At 71.1% G+C, this 16,900-nt stretch carries 14 protein-coding genes; 13 read left to right on the top strand and 1 reads right to left on the bottom strand.

Annotation, left to right across the window (positions count from 1 at the left end):
* Positions 1–160: 160 nt before the first annotated feature.
* Complete coding sequence (locus SACTE_RS07495) at positions 161–721, bottom strand: carbonic anhydrase (RefSeq protein ID WP_019992763.1); 561 nt, start codon at positions 719–721, stop codon at positions 161–163.
* Positions 722–1,122: 401 nt separating this feature from the next.
* On the opposite strand from SACTE_RS07495, the gene rsmH reads away from it, so the two are divergent.
* From rsmH to SACTE_RS07430, 13 genes are all read left to right on the top strand, one after another.
* Positions 1,123–2,088, top strand: coding sequence for a 16S rRNA (cytosine(1402)-N(4))-methyltransferase RsmH (gene rsmH / locus SACTE_RS07490; RefSeq protein ID WP_014045424.1), 966 nt, complete (start codon positions 1,123–1,125; stop codon positions 2,086–2,088).
* A 49-nt stretch (positions 2,089–2,137) separates the two neighbouring features.
* Positions 2,138–2,689 carry a septum formation initiator gene (locus SACTE_RS07485; RefSeq protein WP_014045423.1) on the top strand — a complete coding sequence of 184 codons (552 nt, stop codon included), beginning with the start codon at positions 2,138–2,140 and terminating at the stop codon, positions 2,687–2,689.
* A 4-nt stretch (positions 2,690–2,693) separates the two neighbouring features.
* Positions 2,694–4,694: a penicillin-binding protein 2 gene (locus SACTE_RS07480; protein WP_014045422.1), complete on the top strand. Its 2,001-nt coding sequence runs from the start codon at positions 2,694–2,696 to the stop codon at positions 4,692–4,694.
* A 162-nt stretch (positions 4,695–4,856) separates the two neighbouring features.
* Complete coding sequence (locus SACTE_RS07475; protein ID WP_019992765.1) at positions 4,857–6,431, top strand: UDP-N-acetylmuramoyl-L-alanyl-D-glutamate--2,6-diaminopimelate ligase; 1,575 nt, start codon at positions 4,857–4,859, stop codon at positions 6,429–6,431.
* 4 nt (positions 6,432–6,435) lie between these two features.
* Positions 6,436–7,857, top strand: coding sequence for a UDP-N-acetylmuramoyl-tripeptide--D-alanyl-D-alanine ligase (gene murF, locus SACTE_RS07470; protein WP_014045420.1), 1,422 nt, complete (start codon positions 6,436–6,438; stop codon positions 7,855–7,857).
* A complete protein-coding gene (mraY, locus tag SACTE_RS07465) occupies positions 7,854–8,924 on the top strand; it encodes a phospho-N-acetylmuramoyl-pentapeptide-transferase (protein ID WP_014045419.1) in 1,071 nt (356 codons plus the stop codon). Before murF ends, mraY begins: the two co-directional genes overlap by 4 nt.
* A complete protein-coding gene (gene murD / locus SACTE_RS07460; protein ID WP_019992766.1) occupies positions 8,921–10,339 on the top strand; it encodes a UDP-N-acetylmuramoyl-L-alanine--D-glutamate ligase in 1,419 nt (472 codons plus the stop codon). Before mraY ends, murD begins: the two co-directional genes overlap by 4 nt.
* Positions 10,340–10,444: 105 nt before the next feature.
* Positions 10,445–11,887 (top strand): putative lipid II flippase FtsW, encoded by a 1,443-nt coding sequence (gene ftsW, locus SACTE_RS07455; protein WP_014045417.1) that lies wholly within the window; start codon positions 10,445–10,447, stop codon positions 11,885–11,887.
* A gap of 6 nt (positions 11,888–11,893) precedes the next feature.
* Positions 11,894–12,988, top strand: a complete 1,095-nt coding sequence (gene murG / locus SACTE_RS07450) for an undecaprenyldiphospho-muramoylpentapeptide beta-N-acetylglucosaminyltransferase (RefSeq protein ID WP_014045416.1) — start codon at positions 11,894–11,896, stop codon at positions 12,986–12,988.
* A 49-nt stretch (positions 12,989–13,037) separates the two neighbouring features.
* Entirely contained in the window at positions 13,038–13,832 is a 795-nt protein-coding gene (locus tag SACTE_RS07445; RefSeq protein WP_014045415.1) for an FtsQ-type POTRA domain-containing protein, read from the top strand.
* A 276-nt stretch (positions 13,833–14,108) separates the two neighbouring features.
* Positions 14,109–15,332 carry a cell division protein FtsZ gene (gene ftsZ / locus SACTE_RS07440; RefSeq protein ID WP_014045414.1) on the top strand — a complete coding sequence of 408 codons (1,224 nt, stop codon included), beginning with the start codon at positions 14,109–14,111 and terminating at the stop codon, positions 15,330–15,332.
* Positions 15,332–16,084, top strand: coding sequence for a peptidoglycan editing factor PgeF (gene pgeF / locus SACTE_RS07435; RefSeq protein WP_050986394.1), 753 nt, complete (start codon positions 15,332–15,334; stop codon positions 16,082–16,084). The genes ftsZ and pgeF overlap by 1 nt, the downstream gene beginning before the upstream one ends.
* Positions 16,085–16,087: 3 nt before the next feature.
* A complete protein-coding gene (locus tag SACTE_RS07430) occupies positions 16,088–16,807 on the top strand; it encodes a YggS family pyridoxal phosphate-dependent enzyme (protein WP_014045412.1) in 720 nt (239 codons plus the stop codon).
* The last annotated feature ends 93 nt before the right edge of the window (positions 16,808–16,900 follow it).

Raw genomic sequence — 16,900 nt, 5'->3', positions numbered from 1 at the left:
CCCGAAATACGGACACTCCCCGGAGGACCCGGAGAGATGTCACACCCGCATTCTTGTTGCCGTTACCGCTTCGTGTCACTCGCCTGTGGACAAGTGAGGGCGAAATGTCGGGTGTGGTCCGTATGTCGAGGGAGAACCGGGGTCAGGGGCCTGTGGAAAATCAGGCGGGGTCGATCTCGCGCAGCAGGCCGGTGGTCACGTCGAAGACGAAACCGCGGATGTCGTCCTTGTGCAGGAGGAACGGGGAGGTGCGGACCCGCTGCATCGACTGCCGCACGTCCTGGTCGGCGTCCTTGTACGCCTCCACCGCCCAGACCGGCCGCTGCCCGACCTCGTGCTCGAGCTCCTGGCGGAACTCCTCGGTGATGCTCTCGAGACCGCAGTTGGTGTGGTGGATGAGGACGACGCTGCGGGTGCCGAGCGCCCGCTGGCTGATGGTCAGCGACCGGATGACGTCGTCCGTGACGACGCCGCCGGCGTTGCGGATGGTGTGGCAGTCGCCCAGTTCCAGGCCGAGCGCGGCGTGGAGGTCGAGGCGGGCGTCCATGCAGGCGACGACGGCGACCTGGAGCACCGGACGGGCGTCCATGCCGGGGTCGGTGAACTTCTCCCCGTAGCGGGTGTTCGCCTGTACCAGCCGGTCGGTGACCGCGCCGGCGGGGCGGGCCGTGTCGGAGACGGGGGAATCGGTCTCGGCGGAAGGCTTCGCGGAAGTCGACATGGTGACGACGTTAGACCGCGAGGAGGTCATCGGCGTGTCGTGGAAAGGGACAAAGAACATCAACAAGACTTGTTGTGAGCTAACCCACAAGCCTCACACGCCCTCACCTGCTCGGGTGATGTCGTGGTCCGTGGCGGTACGCGCTGCCCGGTTCGTTGATCGGGAATCGATCGAATGGCAGGGTGGACTAAAGTGACACGAAGTTACCGACACGCCTGCACATTCTGCATATTTTTGCATGTTTCGAATTCCCCGTGATGTGCGGCGTACATGCGGCCCGGCCCTTGCCCGCTCGCCGGTCGGCCGACGTCCCTTCCCCGGCGTCGGCGGACCTCCCCTTCCGAGCGGGCGGGGACCAGACCGCACGTGCAGCCACACGGGACTGAGCCTGAGAGGGCGCTTTGAGCCAGACCCGACACGTCCCGGTGATGCTCCAGCGGTGCCTGGACCTGTTGGCCCCGGCTCTGGAGGCGACGGGACCGCGGCCCCCGGTCGTCGTGGACTGCACCCTCGGGCTCGGCGGACACAGCGAGGCCCTGCTCTCCGCCTTCCCCGAGGCCCGGCTGATCGCGCTGGACCGCGACAAGGAGGCGCTGCGGCTCTCCGGCGAGCGCCTCGCCGCCTACGGTGACCGGGCCACCCTGGTGCACGCCGTCTACGACGAACTGCCCGAGGTGCTCGACCGGCTCGGGATCCCCAAGGTGCAGGGCGTCCTCTTCGACCTCGGGGTCTCGTCCATGCAACTGGACGAGGCCGACCGCGGCTTCGCGTACGCCCAGGACGCCCCGCTGGACATGCGGATGGACCAGACGACCGGCATCGGCGCGGCAGAGGTGCTCAACACCTACCCGCCCGGCGAGCTCGTCCGGATCCTGCGCGCGTACGGCGAGGAGAAGCAGGCCAAGCGCATCGTCTCCGCCGTCGTCCGCGAGCGCGAGAAGGAGCCCTTCAGCAACAGCGCCCGCCTCGTCGAACTCATCCGCGACTCCCTGCCGCAGGCCGCGAAGCGCACCGGGGGCAACCCGGCCAAGCGCACCTTCCAGGCCCTGCGGATCGAGGTCAACGGCGAACTCACCGTCCTGGAGCGCGCGATCCCGGCCGCGGTGCGCAGCCTCGCCGTCGGAGGCCGGATCGCCGTCCTCTCGTACCACTCCCTGGAGGACCGGCTGGTCAAGCAGGTCCTCGCGGCCGGCGCGGCCAACACCGCACCGCCGGGACTGCCCGTCGTGCCCGAGCGCTACCAGCCCCGGCTGAAGCTGCTGACCCGCGGCGCCGAGCTCCCCACCGAGGAGGAGGTGGCCGAGAACCGTCGGGCCGCCCCGGCCCGGCTGCGCGGCGCCGAGCGCATCCGCGAGGACGAGCGATGAGCGCCTCCCGACGGGCCGGCCGCACGCCGGGGAAGGCAGGGGCACCGAGGTGACCGGGACGGCCGGACAGCGGACGAAGGGGCCGGCCGCGCGGCTCGCCCGGCTGATGCCGTCGGGGCCGAGCACCGCGGCCCGTACCCCGTTCGTCCTGCTGGTCGTTCTGCTTCTCGCCGGTGGCCTGATCTCGCTGCTGCTGCTGAACTCAGCCCTCAACGAGGACTCCTTCAAGCTGAGCCGGCTGGAGCGCCGGACGACCGAGCTCACCGACGAGCAGCAGGCGTTGCAGCACGACGTCGACCGCGACTCCGAGCCGGACGCCCTGGAGCGCCGCGCCCGGCAGCTCGGCATGGTGCCCGGCGGCAGCCCCGCCTTCCTGGACCCGGACGGCACCGTACGCGGCGTGCCCGAGCGGGCCACCGCCGATCCGTCCCCGGTGCCCGCCGTGCCCGCGCCGGAGACGAGCCCCTCGGCCGACCCCTCCGCGAGCCCCGCCGACCCCTCCGCGACGGCCTCTCCCACCGCTCCCGGGACCGCCTCGCCCACCGGTACGGACCCGGCCGCCACCCCCGTTCCCTCGACCCCGACCAGCCCCGGCAGGTGACGCAGTGCCGTCCAAGGAACCGCCGCGCCGCCGCGTACCCGGCCCGGCGCGCCCCCGTAACGCGGCCGGCGGCTCCGGGCGTCCCCGGTCCGCCGGGCGCCCCGACGCCCGGCGCCCCCGCCCCTCCTCCCGGCCCCGCAAGGACGCCCGGCGAGGCGGAGGCCGGCAGTCCATCCGGCTGGGCAATCCGCGTCCCCGGCTCCGCCTGATCAGCCTCTGCCTGACGCTCGTCATGCTGGCGTTCGTCGTCCGGCTCCTCCAGGTGCAGGCGGTCGACGCCAACGCGTACACGGCCAAGGCCGAGAAGAACCGCTACCTCGAGTACACGATCGCCGCCGAGCGCGGGGAGATCACCGACCGCAGCGGTATCGCCCTGGCCACCAGCGTCGACGCGCACGACATCACGGCCGACCCGATGCTGTTCACCCCCGAGGAGAGCAACGCCCCCGACGCGCCGCAGCAGGCGGCGGCCCTGCTCGCCCCGATCCTCGGCCGGGACGCGGCGGAGCTGACCAAGAAGCTCTCCACGCCCAAGAGCCGCTACACCGTCCTGGCGCGGCGTCAGACCCCCCAGGTCTGGAAGCAGATCAAGGACCTCAAGTCCGCCTTCGCGGAGAAGGCCGCCGCGGACAAGGCGCGCGGTGGGCCGGGGGCCAACGTGCTGGCCGGTGTCCTGCAGGAGCCCACCACCAAGCGCGTCTACCCCAACGGCGATCTCGCCGCCGGGATACTGGGATTCGTCAACGCCGAGGGCAAGGGCGGCGGCGGCCTGGAGGCGCAGCTGAACGGGCAGCTGGCGGGCGAGGACGGCACGATCAGGTACGCCCAGGCAGGCGGCCGTCCGGTACCGACGGCGGGTTCCAAGGAGATCCCGGCCGTCGCGGGGACCGACGTCGAGCTGACCATCGACCGCGACATCCAGTGGGCGGCCCAGCGCGCCATCGCCGACCAGGTGGAGGAGTCCAAGGCGGACCGCGGCTACGTGATCGTCCAGAACACGAAGACCGGCGAGGTGCTGGCCATGGCCAACGCCCCGGGCTACGACCCGAACGACCTCTCCCAGGTCGACGGAGCCGCCCTGGGCAACGCGGCGCTCCAGGACGTGTACGAGCCCGGCTCCACCAGCAAGATCATGTCCATGGCCGCGGTGCTGGAGGAGGGCGCCGCCACGCCCGCCACCCACGTCGTCGTCCCCAACCGGCTGCACCGCGGCGACCGGCTGTTCCGGGACGACATCGACCACCCCACCTGGTACCTCACGCTCAACGGCGTCCTCGCCAAGTCCAGCAACATCGGCACCATCCTGGCCACCGGCCAGCTCGGCAAGACGCAGGCCGAGGCCAACAAGGTGCTCTACTCCTACCTGCGCAAGTTCGGCCTGGGCAGCACCACCGGACTCGACTACCCGGGGGAGTCGCCCGGCATCCTCGCCGCGCCCGGCGACTGGTCGACCTCGCAGCAGTACACGATCCCGTTCGGCCAGGGCCTCTCGCTCAACGCCATGCAGGCCGCCTCCGTCTACCAGACGATCGCCAACGGCGGGGTCCGGATCGAGCCCAGCCTCGTCCGCGGGACCAAGGGTGCCGACGGCCGGTACACGGCCGCACAGGCACCCAAGAAGACCCGGGTGGTCAGCGAGAAGACCGCGAAGACCCTGGCCACGATGCTGGAGTCCGTGGTGGACGACCAGGAGGGCACCGGGACCAAGGCCCACATCGAGGGCTACCGGGTCGCGGGCAAGACGGGCACGGCCAACCGCGTCGACCCCGTACGCGGTGTCTACAAGGGCTACACCTCGTCCTTCGCCGGCTTCGCCCCCGCCGACGACCCGCAGATCACCGTGTACTGCGCGATCCAGAACCCCACCCGGGGAAGCTACTTCGGCGGCCAGATCTGCGGCCCGATCTACAAGAAGGTCATGGAGTTCGCCCTGAAGACCCTCCAGACCCCGCCCTCCGGCAGCGATCCCGCCCGGCTGCCGGTGTCCTTCAAGCCCGGCGAGTGACTCGGGGGAACCTCAGTGACCACCATCACCCCTGATCCCGGGAACCGGAACGAGAAGTACCGCAACCCCGGCCCCTCGCTTCGCGAGAGTCCGCCCCGGCCCGGTACGCTCACCGCCGTGCCCCACGCTGATCAGTTCCAAACCACGCAGAAGGACGCGCCTGTGACCTACCCAGGAGCGCCCCGGCCGGACCGGCTCCGGCCGACTCCCCTCGGAGAGCTGGCAGCCCGGCTCGGCGCCGCACCGCAGGAGTCCGGTGACGTCACCGGAATCACCCACGACTCCCGGGCCGTGCGCCCGGGGGACGTCTACGCGGCCCTGCCCGGCGCCCGCCTCCACGGCGCCGACTTCGCCGCCCAGGCCGCGAGCCTCGGCGCCGTGGCCGTCCTCACCGATCCGGCGGGCGCCGAACGCGCCGCCGCCACCGGCGTCCCGGTGCTCGTCACCGAGGACCCGCGCGGCCGCATGGGCGAACTCGCCGCGGAGATCTACGGGCGGCCCGGCGCCGACCTCCTCCAGATCGGCATCACCGGGACGTCCGGCAAGACCACCACGGCGTACCTCGTCGAAGGCGGCCTGCGCGGGGCCGGACGCAGCACCGGGCTGATCGGGACCGTCGAGATGCGGATCGGCGACGACCGCATCAAGTCCGAGCGCACCACGCCCGAAGCCACCGACCTCCAGGCCCTGTTCGCCGTCATGCGGGAACGCGGCGTCGAGGCGGTCGCCATGGAGGTCTCCAGCCACGCCCTGGTGCTCGGCCGGGTCGACGGCTGCGTCTTCGACGTCGCCGTCTTCAACAACCTCAGCCCGGAGCACATGGAGTTCCACTCGGGCATGGAGGACTACTTCCAGGCCAAGGCCCAGCTGTTCACCCCGCGGCGCAGTCGGCTCGGCGTCGTCAACTTCGACGACGAATACGGCCGCAGGCTCATCGACGAGGCGTCCGTGCCGGTCGTCACCTTCTCCGCCGAGGGCCACCCGGACGCCGACTGGCGTGCCGCCGACGTCGAAGTCGGCCCCCAGGACAGCCGTTTCACCGTCCTCGGCCCCAAGGGCGAGCGGATCACCGCCCGGGCCCCGCTGCCCGGCCCCTTCAACGTCGCCAACACGCTGGCCGCGATCGTCACGCTGGCCGTCGCGGGCGTCGACCCGCAGACCGCCGCCGACGGCGTCGCGGCCGTCCCCGGTGTGCCCGGCAGGCTCGAACGCGTCGACGCCGGGCAGCCGTACCTCGCCGTCGTCGACTACGCGCACAAGACCGACGCCGTCGAATCGGTGCTCCGCTCGCTGCGCAAGGTCACCGAGGGCCGGGTGCACATCGTGCTCGGCTGCGGCGGCGACCGCGACGTCACCAAGCGCGGCCCGATGGGCGCCGCCGCCGCGCGGCTCGCCGACACCGCCGTGCTGACCTCCGACAACCCCCGCTCCGAGGACCCCCTCGCGATCCTCGCCGCCATGCTCTCCGGCGCCGCCGAGGTGCCCGTCCACGAGCGCGGAGACGTCCTCGTGGACGCCGACCGTGCCGCCGCGATCGCCGCGGCGGTCGCCCGCGCCGAGCCCGGCGACACCGTGCTGGTGGCCGGCAAGGGGCACGAGCAGGGGCAGGACATCCACGGCGTGGTACGCCCGTTCGACGACCGCCAGGTCCTGCGCGAGGCCATCGAGCGCTCCCCGGGACGCGCCGACGTGGCCACCGACCGCGCACTCACCCACGAGAACAACAGTCAGGGATGACCAAGTGATCGCCCTTTCCCTCGCCGAGATCGCCGACATCGTCGGCGGGCAGCCGCACGACATGCCGGACCGGTCCCTCACCGTCACCGGCCCCGTCGTCATCGACTCCCGGGAGGTGCGCCAGGGATCCCTGTTCGCCGCGTTCGCGGGCGAGCGCGTCGACGGCCACGACTACGCGCGCGCAGCCGTCGAGGCGGGCGCCGTGGCCGTGCTGGCGGCCCGTCCCGTCGGCTGCCCGGCGATCGTCGTCGACGACGTCGTGGCCGCCCTCGGCGCCCTCGCGTGTGCCGTCGTCGAGCGCCTGGGCACCGCCGTCGTCGCCCTGACCGGCTCGGCGGGCAAGACCTCCACCAAGGACCTGATCGCCCAGCTCCTGGAGCGCAAGGCGCCGACGGTCTGGACCCCCGGGTCACTCAACAACGAGATCGGCCTGCCGCTCACCGCGCTGACCGCCACCGCGGAGACCCGCCACCTGGTGCTGGAGATGGGTGCCCGGGGTGTCGGCCACATCCACTACCTCGCCCAGCTGACCCCGCCCACGATCGGCCTGGTCCTGAACGTGGGCAGCGCCCACCTCGGCGAGTTCGGCAGCCGCGAGGCGATCGCCCAGGCCAAGGGCGAGCTCGTGGAGGCGCTCCCCGAGGACGGCGTGGCCGTGCTCAACGCCGACGACCCGCTCGTGCGGGCCATGGCCGCCCGCACACAGGCACGGGTCGTCCTCTTCGGGGAGGCCCCGGATGCGGACGTACGGGGAGAGAACGTCCGGCTCACGGACGACGGGCGCCCCGCTTTCGCGCTTCACACACCCACCGGGTGCAGCGACGTGACCTTGCGCCTGTACGGTGAGCACCACGTGTCGAACGCGCTCGCCGCGGCCGCCGTCGCCCATGAGTTGGGCATGTCCGTGACTGAGATCGCCGAGGCGCTCTCCGTGGCGGGCACCCTCTCCCGCTGGCGCATGGAGGTCACCGAGCGTCCGGACGGTGTGACGGTCGTCAATGACGCCTACAACGCGAACCCCGAATCCATGAAAGCCGCACTCCGTGCGCTGGCCGCCATGGGCAAAGCCGCACGGGCGGAAGGGGGGCGCACGTGGGCGGTGCTCGGTCAGATGGCCGAGCTCGGGGACGCGTCACTCGCCGAGCACGACGCGGTCGGACGGCTCGCCGTCCGGCTCAACGTCAGCAAGCTCGTCGCTGTCGGGGGAAGAGAAGCCTCCTGGCTGCAACTGGGCGCATATAACGAGGGTTCGTGGGGTGAGGAGTCGGTGCACGTGTCCGACGCACAGGCGGCCGTCGACCTGTTGCGCAGTGAACTGCGCCCGGGAGACGTCGTGCTGGTGAAGGCGTCCCGGTCGGTCGGCCTGGAGAAGGTCGCCCTGGCACTGCTGGAGAACGCGACCGAGGGCGAGGTCGCCGTCCGATGAGGCAGATCCTCTTCGCGGGAGCCATAGGGCTCTTCCTGACCCTGGTCGGCACTCCGCTGCTGATCAAACTCCTGGCACGCAAGGGCTACGGGCAGTTCATCCGGGACGACGGCCCGCGCACGCACGGCAGCAAGAAGGGCACGCCCACCATGGGCGGCATCGCCTTCATCCTGGCGACGATCATCGCGTACGTCCTGGCGAAGGTGATCACCGGAGAGGACATGCGGTTCTCCGGCGTCCTCGTCCTCTTCCTGATGGCCGGCATGGGTCTCGTCGGCTTCCTCGACGACTACATCAAGATCGTCAAGCAGCGGTCACTGGGCCTGAGGGCCAAGGCGAAGATGGCCGGCCAGCTGATCGTCGGCATCGCCTTCGCGGTGCTCTCCCTCCAGTTCGCCGACATCCACGGCAACACCCCGGCCTCCACCCGGCTCTCGTTCGTCGAGGACTTCGGCTGGTCGATCGGCCCGGTGCTGTTCTGCGTCTGGGCGCTGTTCATGATCCTCGCCATGTCCAACGGCGTGAACCTCACGGACGGTCTGGACGGGCTGGCCACCGGCGCCTCGGTGATGGTCTTCGGCGCCTACACCTTCATCGGGCTCTGGCAGTTCCAGGAGTCCTGCGCCAACGCGCAGACCCTGACCAACCCCAGCGCCTGTTTCGAGGTACGCGATCCCCTCGACCTGGCGGTCGTCGCCTCCGCCCTCATGGGCGCCTGCTTCGGCTTCCTGTGGTGGAACACCTCGCCCGCGAAGATCTTCATGGGCGACACCGGTTCGCTGGCCCTCGGCGGCGCGCTCGCCGGTCTCGCGATCTGCTCCCGCACCGAGTTCCTGATGGCCATCCTCGGCGGCCTCTTCGTGATGATCACCATGTCCGTGGTCATCCAGGTCGGTTCCTTCAAGATGACCGGCAAGCGGGTCTTCCGGATGGCTCCGCTCCAGCACCACTTCGAACTCAAGGGGTGGTCCGAGGTCCTCGTCGTGGTCCGCTTCTGGATCATCCAGGGCATGTGCGTGATCGTCGGACTCGGCCTCTTCTACGCAGGATGGGCAGCCAAGAAGTGAGCAACGTGGACTGGCAGGGCAAGCACGTCACGGTCGCCGGACTCGGCGTCAGCGGCATTCCGGCCGCCCGTGCCCTGCACGAGCGCGGGGCGCTGGTCACCGTCGTCAACGACGGCGACGACGAGCGCTCCCGCGCCCAGGCCGCCGAACTGGAGGCGCTCGGCATCACCGTGCGCCTCGGCGACGGCGACACCCTGCCCGAGTCCACCGAGCTCGTCGTCACGGCCCCCGGCTGGAAGCCCGGCAAACCGCTCTTCCAGGCAGCCGCCGAGGCGGACGTCCCCGTCTGGGGCGACGTCGAACTCGCCTGGCGGCTGCGGGGCCCCGACGCCGCACCCTGGCTCGCGGTCACCGGCACCAACGGCAAGACCACGACCGTGCGCATGCTCGCCTCGATCCTCGAAGCGGCGGGCCTGCGCACGGCCGCGGTCGGCAACATCGGGGTGTCCCTGCTGGACGCGGTCCTCGGCGAGGAGACGTACGACGTACTCGCCGTCGAACTCTCCAGCTACCAGCTCCACTGGGCGCCCTCACTGCGTGCCGACTCCGCGGCCGTGCTCAACCTGGCCCCGGACCACCTCGACTGGCACGGCTCCATGGACGCGTACGCGGCCGACAAGGGCCGGGTCTACGAGGGCAACCGCGTCGCCTGCGTCTACAACGCGCAGGACCCGGCCACCGAGGACCTGGTGCGCGAGGCCGACGTCGAAGAGGGCTGCCGGGCCATCGGCTTCACCCTCGGCACCCCCGGGCCCTCCCAGCTCGGTGTGGTCGACGGCATCCTCGTCGACCGGGCCTTCGTCGCCAACCGGCAGAAGCAGGCCCAGGAACTCGCCCAGGTCGAGGACGTGAACCCGTCGGCCCCGCACAACATCGCCAACGCCCTGGCCGCCGCCGCGCTGGCCCGCGCCTTCGGTGTGCGGCCCTCGGCGGTACGCGACGGACTGCGGGCCTTCCGCCCCGACGCCCACCGCATCGAACACGTCGCGGACGTCGCCGGGGTGGCGTACATCGACGACTCCAAGGCCACCAACACGCACGCGGCCGAGGCATCCCTCGCCGCCTACGACCCGATCGTGTGGATCGCCGGGGGACTGGCCAAGGGGGCAACCTTCGACGCGCTCGTGACCGGGGCGGCGAAGCGGCTGCGCGGCGTCGTGCTGATGGGCGCCGACCGGGCGCTGATCCGCGAAGCACTGGCGCGACACGCCCCCGAGGTACCGGTCGTCGACCTGGAGCGGACCGACACTGGGGCGATGTCCGGAGCGGTCCGGGAAGCCGCGCGGCTCGCCCGGCCGGGCGACACCGTACTGCTGGCACCTGCCTGTGCCTCGATGGACATGTTCGTCAACTACAACAAGCGGGGCGAGGCGTTCGCGGACGCGGTCCGCGAACTCGCCGACGAGAGCGGCTGACGGGCCCGGCCTTCGTACCGTCCCGGACGGGGCGTGAACGGCGCCGCCGCCGGCCCCCGGACCCGGCACCAGCCCCGGGCACGAGCAGTGGAGGGGACAGCGACAATGCCGGCCGACGAGAGCCCATCCGTGCGCGGAACGGGCCGCTCACGGGCGTCCGCGGCGATCAGCCGGGCGCTCACCCCGCGTCCCCTCACCCAGCCTGCTCCCGCTGGGATCGCCCTGCGGAGCCGCCCCGCCACCGGCCCCCGCAGGCCCCCCGCCGCCCGCGGCGGGACCCGGGCACCGGGCAAGCCACCCAGACCGCCCCGCGGCGCCGCCCTCCGGCGTACCTACGAACGCGCCCGCCGGGCCTGGGACCGTCCACTGACCGCGTACTACCTGATCCTCGGCGCCGGGCTGCTCATCACCGTGCTCGGGCTCGTGATGGTCTACTCGGCCTCCATGATCAAGGCGCTGGAACTCTCCAGACCCAGCACCTACTTCTTCCGCAAGCAGTTCCTCGCCGCCGTCATCGGGGCCGGGCTGATGCTGCTGGCCTCCCGGATGCCCGTGAAACTGCACCGGGCCCTGGCCTATCCGCTGCTCCTGGTCACCGTCTTCCTGATGGTCCTGGTCCAGGTGCCGGGGATAGGGATGTCGGTCAACGGCAACCAGAACTGGATCTACCTGGGCGGCCCCTTCCAGCTCCAGCCCAGCGAGTTCGGCAAGCTGGCCCTCATCCTGTGGGGCGCCGACCTGATCGCCCGCAAACAGGACAAGCGGCTGCTGACGCAGTGGAAACACATGCTCGTCCCGCTCGTCCCGGTCGCCTTCATGCTGCTCGGGCTGATCATGCTCGGCGGCGACATGGGGACGGCGATCATCCTCACCGCGATCCTGTTCGGCCTGCTCTGGCTCGCCGGGGCGCCCACCCGGCTCTTCGCGGGGGTGCTCGCCTTCGCCGTGGCCATCGGCTTCCTGCTGATCAAGACGAGCCCCAACCGGATGTCCCGGCTCGCCTGCATGGGGGTCAGCGAACCGAGCCCCGACGGCGGCTGCTGGCAGGCCGTCCACGGAATCTACGCCCTGGCCTCCGGCGGATGGTTCGGTTCCGGGCTGGGTGCGAGTGTGGAAAAATGGGGTCAACTGCCGGAACCTCACACCGACTTCATCTTCGCCATCACCGGGGAGGAACTGGGCCTGGCGGGGACTCTGTCGGTACTCGCCCTCTTCGCGGCTCTAGGCTATGCGGGTATCCGCGTGGCCGGACGCACGGAGGACCCCTTCGTGAGGTACGCAGCGGGAGGCGTGACCACCTGGATCACGGCGCAGGCCGTGATCAACATCGGTGCGGTGCTCGGCCTGTTGCCGATCGCCGGAGTCCCGCTGCCGCTGTTCTCCTACGGGGGGTCGGCCCTGCTGCCGACCATGTTCGCCGTCGGACTCATGATCGCCTTCGCGCGAGAGGATCCCGCGGCGCGAGCGGCCCTGGCCATGCGGAGGCCCGGGGTCAGATGGAAGACGATGAGACGGCGCGTCATGAAGCGTCCGTCCGGAGAGCGGTGAATTTCGGTGCATGTCGTACTCGCCGGCGGGGGGACCGCCGGACACATCGAGCCCGCGCTTGCCCTCGCAGACGCCCTGCGCAGGCAGGACCCGACCGTGGGAATCACTGCCCTCGGCACGGAACGCGGACTCGAGACCAGGCTCGTACCCGAGCGGGGGTACGAACTGGCGCTGATCCCCGCCGTACCGCTGCCGCGTAAGCCCACACCCGAGCTGATCACCGTGCCCGGGCGGCTGCGCGGCACCATCAAGGCCGCCGAGCAGATCCTGGAGCGCACCAAGGCCGACTGCGTGGTCGGCTTCGGCGGTTACGTCGCCCTCCCCGGCTACCTCGCCGCCAAGCGCGCGGGTGTGCCGATCGTGGTCCACGAGGCCAACGCCCGTCCGGGCCTGGCCAACAAGATCGGTTCGCGGTACGCCCACGGGGTAGCCGTCTCCACTCCCGACAGCAAGCTCCGGGGCGCCCGCTACATCGGCATCCCGCTGCGCCGCACCATCGCCACCCTGGACCGCGCCCGGGTGCGCCCGGAGGCGCGCGACGCGTTCGGTCTGGACCCCAACCTGCCGACGCTGCTGGTCTCCGGCGGCTCCCAGGGCGCCCGCCACCTCAACGAGGTCGTCCAGCGGGTCGCGCCGCTGCTCCAGCGGTCCGGGATCCAGATCCTGCACGTGGTCGGGCCGAAGAACGAATTGCCGCGTATCGACAACATGCCCGGGATGCCGCCCTACATCCCGGTACCGTACGTGGACCGGATGGATCTCGCGTACGCGGCGGCCGACATGATGCTCTGCCGTGCGGGCGCGATGACCGTCGCCGAGCTCTCCGCCGTCGGGCTTCCGGCCGCCTACGTCCCGCTGCCCATCGGCAACGGCGAACAGCGGCTCAACGCCCAGCCGGTGGTGAACGCGGGCGGCGGCCTGCTGGTGGACGACGCGGCGCTCACCCCGGAATGGGTGCAGGGCAACGTCCTTCCGGTGCTGTCGGATCCGCACCGGCTGTACGAGATGTCCCGCGCCGCGGCGGAGTTCGGGCGGCGCGACGCCGACGACCTGCTCGTCGGCATGGTGTACGAGGCGATTGCCGCACGCCGCCAGGCGTGAGGCGGTGCGGGCCCGGGGCGTGCGCCCCGGGCCCGGCGAAGGAGCGAGCGTGGCCGGACCGACGACCGCCCAGCGCGGCGCAGACAAGCGGGCGGACACCCCCGCCGGACCCCCGCGCATCGGCCCGGAGCGGCGCCGGCTGTCCGGCCGTACGCGGCTGATACTGGCCTCAGTTGCCGTGGTGCTGGTCGCCGCGGCCACGGGCTGGGTGCTCTACGGCTCGTCCTGGACCCGGGTCGAGCGCGTCACCACCACCGGTACCGACGTCCTGACCCGGGCCGAGGTGGAGGCCGCCGCGGCCGTCCCGGTGGGCGACCCGCTGGTGTCCGTGGACACCGACGCCATCGCGGCCCGGTTGCGCCAGAAGGTGCCCCGTATCGACTCCGTGGATGTCGTACGGTCATGGCCGCACGGTATCGGCCTTAAAGTGACCGAGCGAAAGCCGGTCCTGGTAGTGAAAAAGGGCGCAAAGTTCATCGAAGTGGACGCGAAGGGCGTGCGTTTCGCCACTGTGGACGAACGACCCGATCACGTACCGCTGCTGGCGCTGGCGCCCGATCGATCCGCGAGCCTGAAACGGTACGGAAGTGACCGTCTGTTGCGGGAAGCGGTTCGGGTTGCGGGCGACCTTCCGGGGAAGGTGGCCGGAGAGACGGAGACCGTGCGGATCACTTCGTACGACTCCGTCGTCCTGGAACTGACACGGGGGCGCACGGTGATGTGGGGCAGTGGTGAACGGGGGCCCGTGAAGGCGCGTGTGCTCACGGCCCTCATGAAGGCCGCCCCCAAAGCGGGACACTTCGACGTGAGCGCCCCCACCGCCCCGGCCGCGTCGAAGAGTTGACGCACATATGGCCTGGCCAGCACCCTGGTTGGTCAGCGCTACGGGTGATCACATAGGGTGAAAAGAAAAACGGGAGGTTCGGCGTGTTCGTTGAACGTGCGCCACTTGTCGACTTAGTGTCCTGTTCGGAAGAGTCCAGAAAGCAGACACACTGGTAACCCTAAACTTGAACGTTAGGGTTTGGGTCGGCGTTCGGACCGTCCCCATCGACATCCGTCGTCGCGGCGGTGCCACCGCAGAGCGACGACACGTAACTCGAGGCGAGAGGCCTTCGACGTGGCAGCACCGCAGAACTACCTCGCAGTCATCAAGGTCATCGGTGTCGGCGGCGGTGGTGTCAATGCCATCAACCGAATGATCGAGGTCGGCCTCAAGGGCGTCGAGTTCATCGCGATCAACACCGATGCGCAGGCACTGCTGATGAGCGACGCCGACGTCAAGCTCGACGTCGGCCGTGAACTCACCCGCGGCCTCGGCGCCGGGGCCAACCCGGCCGTCGGGCGCAAGGCGGCGGAGGACCACCGTGAGGAGATCGAGGAGGTCCTCAAGGGGGCCGACATGGTCTTCGTCACCGCCGGAGAGGGCGGCGGCACCGGCACCGGCGGCGCACCCGTCGTGGCCAACATCGCGCGCTCGCTGGGCGCCCTGACGATCGGCGTGGTCACCCGCCCGTTCACCTTCGAGGGCCGGCGCCGCGCGAACCAGGCGGAGGACGGCATCGCCGAGCTCCGCGAAGAGGTCGACACCCTCATCGTCATCCCCAACGACCGGCTGCTGTCCATCTCGGACCGCCAGGTCAGCGTGCTCGACGCCTTCAAGTCGGCCGACCAGGTGCTGCTCTCGGGCGTCCAGGGCATCACCGACCTCATCACCACCCCCGGCCTGATCAACCTGGACTTCGCCGACGTCAAGTCGGTCATGTCCGAGGCCGGTTCGGCGCTCATGGGCATCGGCTCGGCGCGCGGCGACGACCGCGCGGTGGCCGCCGCGGAGATGGCGATCTCCTCGCCGCTCCTGGAGGCGTCCATCGACGGCGCCCGTGGTGTCCTGCTCTCCATCTCCGGCGGCAGCGACCTCGGTCTCTTCGAGATCAACGAGGCCGCGCAGCTGGTGAGCGAGGCGGCCCACCCGGAGGCGAACATCATCTTCGGCGCGGTCATCGACGACGCGCTGGGCGACGAGGTGCGGGTCACCGTGATCGCCGCCGGCTTCGACGGCGGACAGCCGCCCGCCCGCCGCGAGAACGTCCTCGGGGCGAGCTCCGGCAAGCGCGAGGAGCCGGCCCCGCCGGCCCGGAGCGCCGAACCGGTGCGCCCGACGGGCACGCTGGGCTCCGTGCCCCCGCGTGAGGAGTCCCAGCAGACCCCGTCCGAGCAGCCCGCACCGGTGACGAACGAGAGCTCGTCGCTGCCGCCGGTCAGCCCGCCGCACGTCCCGACGGCCCGTCCCTACCAGGACACCCAGGCCGAAGAGCTGGACGTACCGGACTTCTTGAAGTGATAGTTCCGCAGCACGCGGTGCGGACCGCGGTGGCTTCGGCGGGCGGCGCGCACTTCGCCTTCACCGACAGGTGGGGCGGGGTGAGCGCCGCTCCGTACGAGCAGCTCAACCTCGGCGGCGCGGTCGGTGACGACCCCGCCGCCGTCCTCGCGAACCGCGGGCTCGTCGCCCGCCACCTCGGTCTCGCCCCGGAGCGGGTCGTCTGGATGAACCAGGTGCACGGCCGTGACGTCGCCGTGGTCGACGGCCCGTGGGGTGACGTTTCCGACATCCCCGCGGTGGACGCGGTGGTGACGGCCCGGCGCGGACTCCCGCTCGCGGTGCTCACCGCCGACTGCACGCCCGTCCTGCTCGCCGACCCGGCCGCCGGTGTGGCCGCCGCGGCTCACACGGGCCGGCCGGGTCTGGTCGCGGGCGTCGTGCCGGCCGCCGTCGAGGCCATGATCGCCCTGGGCGCCGAACCGTCCCGGATCGTCGCGCACACCGGGCCGTCGGTCTGCGGCCGGTGCTACGAGGTCCCCGAGGCCATGCGGGCCGAGGTGGCCGGGGCCGTCCCCGAGTCGTGGGCGACCACCGCCTGGGGCACCCCGGCCGTGGACGTCACCGCCGGGGTCCACGCGCAGCTGGAGGCCCTCGGTGTACGGGACCGGCACACCTCGCCGTTCTGCACCCGGGAATCCGGCGACCACTTCTCGTACCGCCGCGACCGCACCACGGGCCGGCTCGCGGGGTATGTCTGGCTGGACGGATAGGGCATGACGGATCGTAGGGCTCAACTCGCGGCGAACCTGGCCGAGGTGGAGGACCGCATCGCCTCGGCCTGTGCGTCGGCGGGGCGCGGACGGGACGAAGTGACCCTCATCGTGGTCACCAAGACCTATCCCGCGAGCGATGTGCGGATCCTGCGCGAACTCGGTGTGCGTCATGTCGCGGAGAATCGTGACCAGGACGCGGCGCCGAAAGCCGCCGCTTGCGAAGATCTGTCGCTCACATGGCATTTTGTCGGACAGCTCCAGACCAATAAGGTCCGTTCTGTGGTTGGTTATGCCGATGTCGTGCAGTCGGTGGACCGGGTCAAGCTGGTCACCGCCCTCTCGGCCGCGGCCGTACGGCGTGGACGCGATCTGGGCTGCCTCCTTCAGGTCGCCCTGGACGCGGAGAGCGGCGAACGCGGCGGCCGGGGAGGCGTCGCACCCGACGCGATCGGTGAGTTGGCCGCCGCGGTGGAGGACGCTCCGGGTCTCCGGCTCGACGGTCTGATGACCGTCGCCCCGCTGGCCGGTCCGTACGCGGGCCGCCAACGGGCCGCCTTCGACCGGCTGATGGAATTGTCGTCCCGCCTGCGCGGGGACCATCCGGCTGCGAACATGGTCTCCGCGGGGATGAGTGGGGACCTCGAGGACGCGGTGGCGGCCGGAGCGACACATGTACGCGTCGGTACGGCGGTACTCGGAGACCGACCCCGGCTCGGGTAACGTCGCCAAGCAAGTCGGACCACAGCAGAAAATATGGTCATTGCCGCCCCAAGCGGGCAAGACCGGAGTGGATCTCGGGCACTTGGTGACGCG

Origin of the sequence: Streptomyces sp. SirexAA-E, assembly GCF_000177195.2 — a bacterium.
Taxonomy (GTDB): Bacteria; Actinomycetota; Actinomycetes; order Streptomycetales; family Streptomycetaceae; genus Streptomyces; species Streptomyces flavovirens.
Note: the sequence above shows the minus strand (reverse complement) of the source record. Positions and strands in the feature narration are given on the sequence as shown.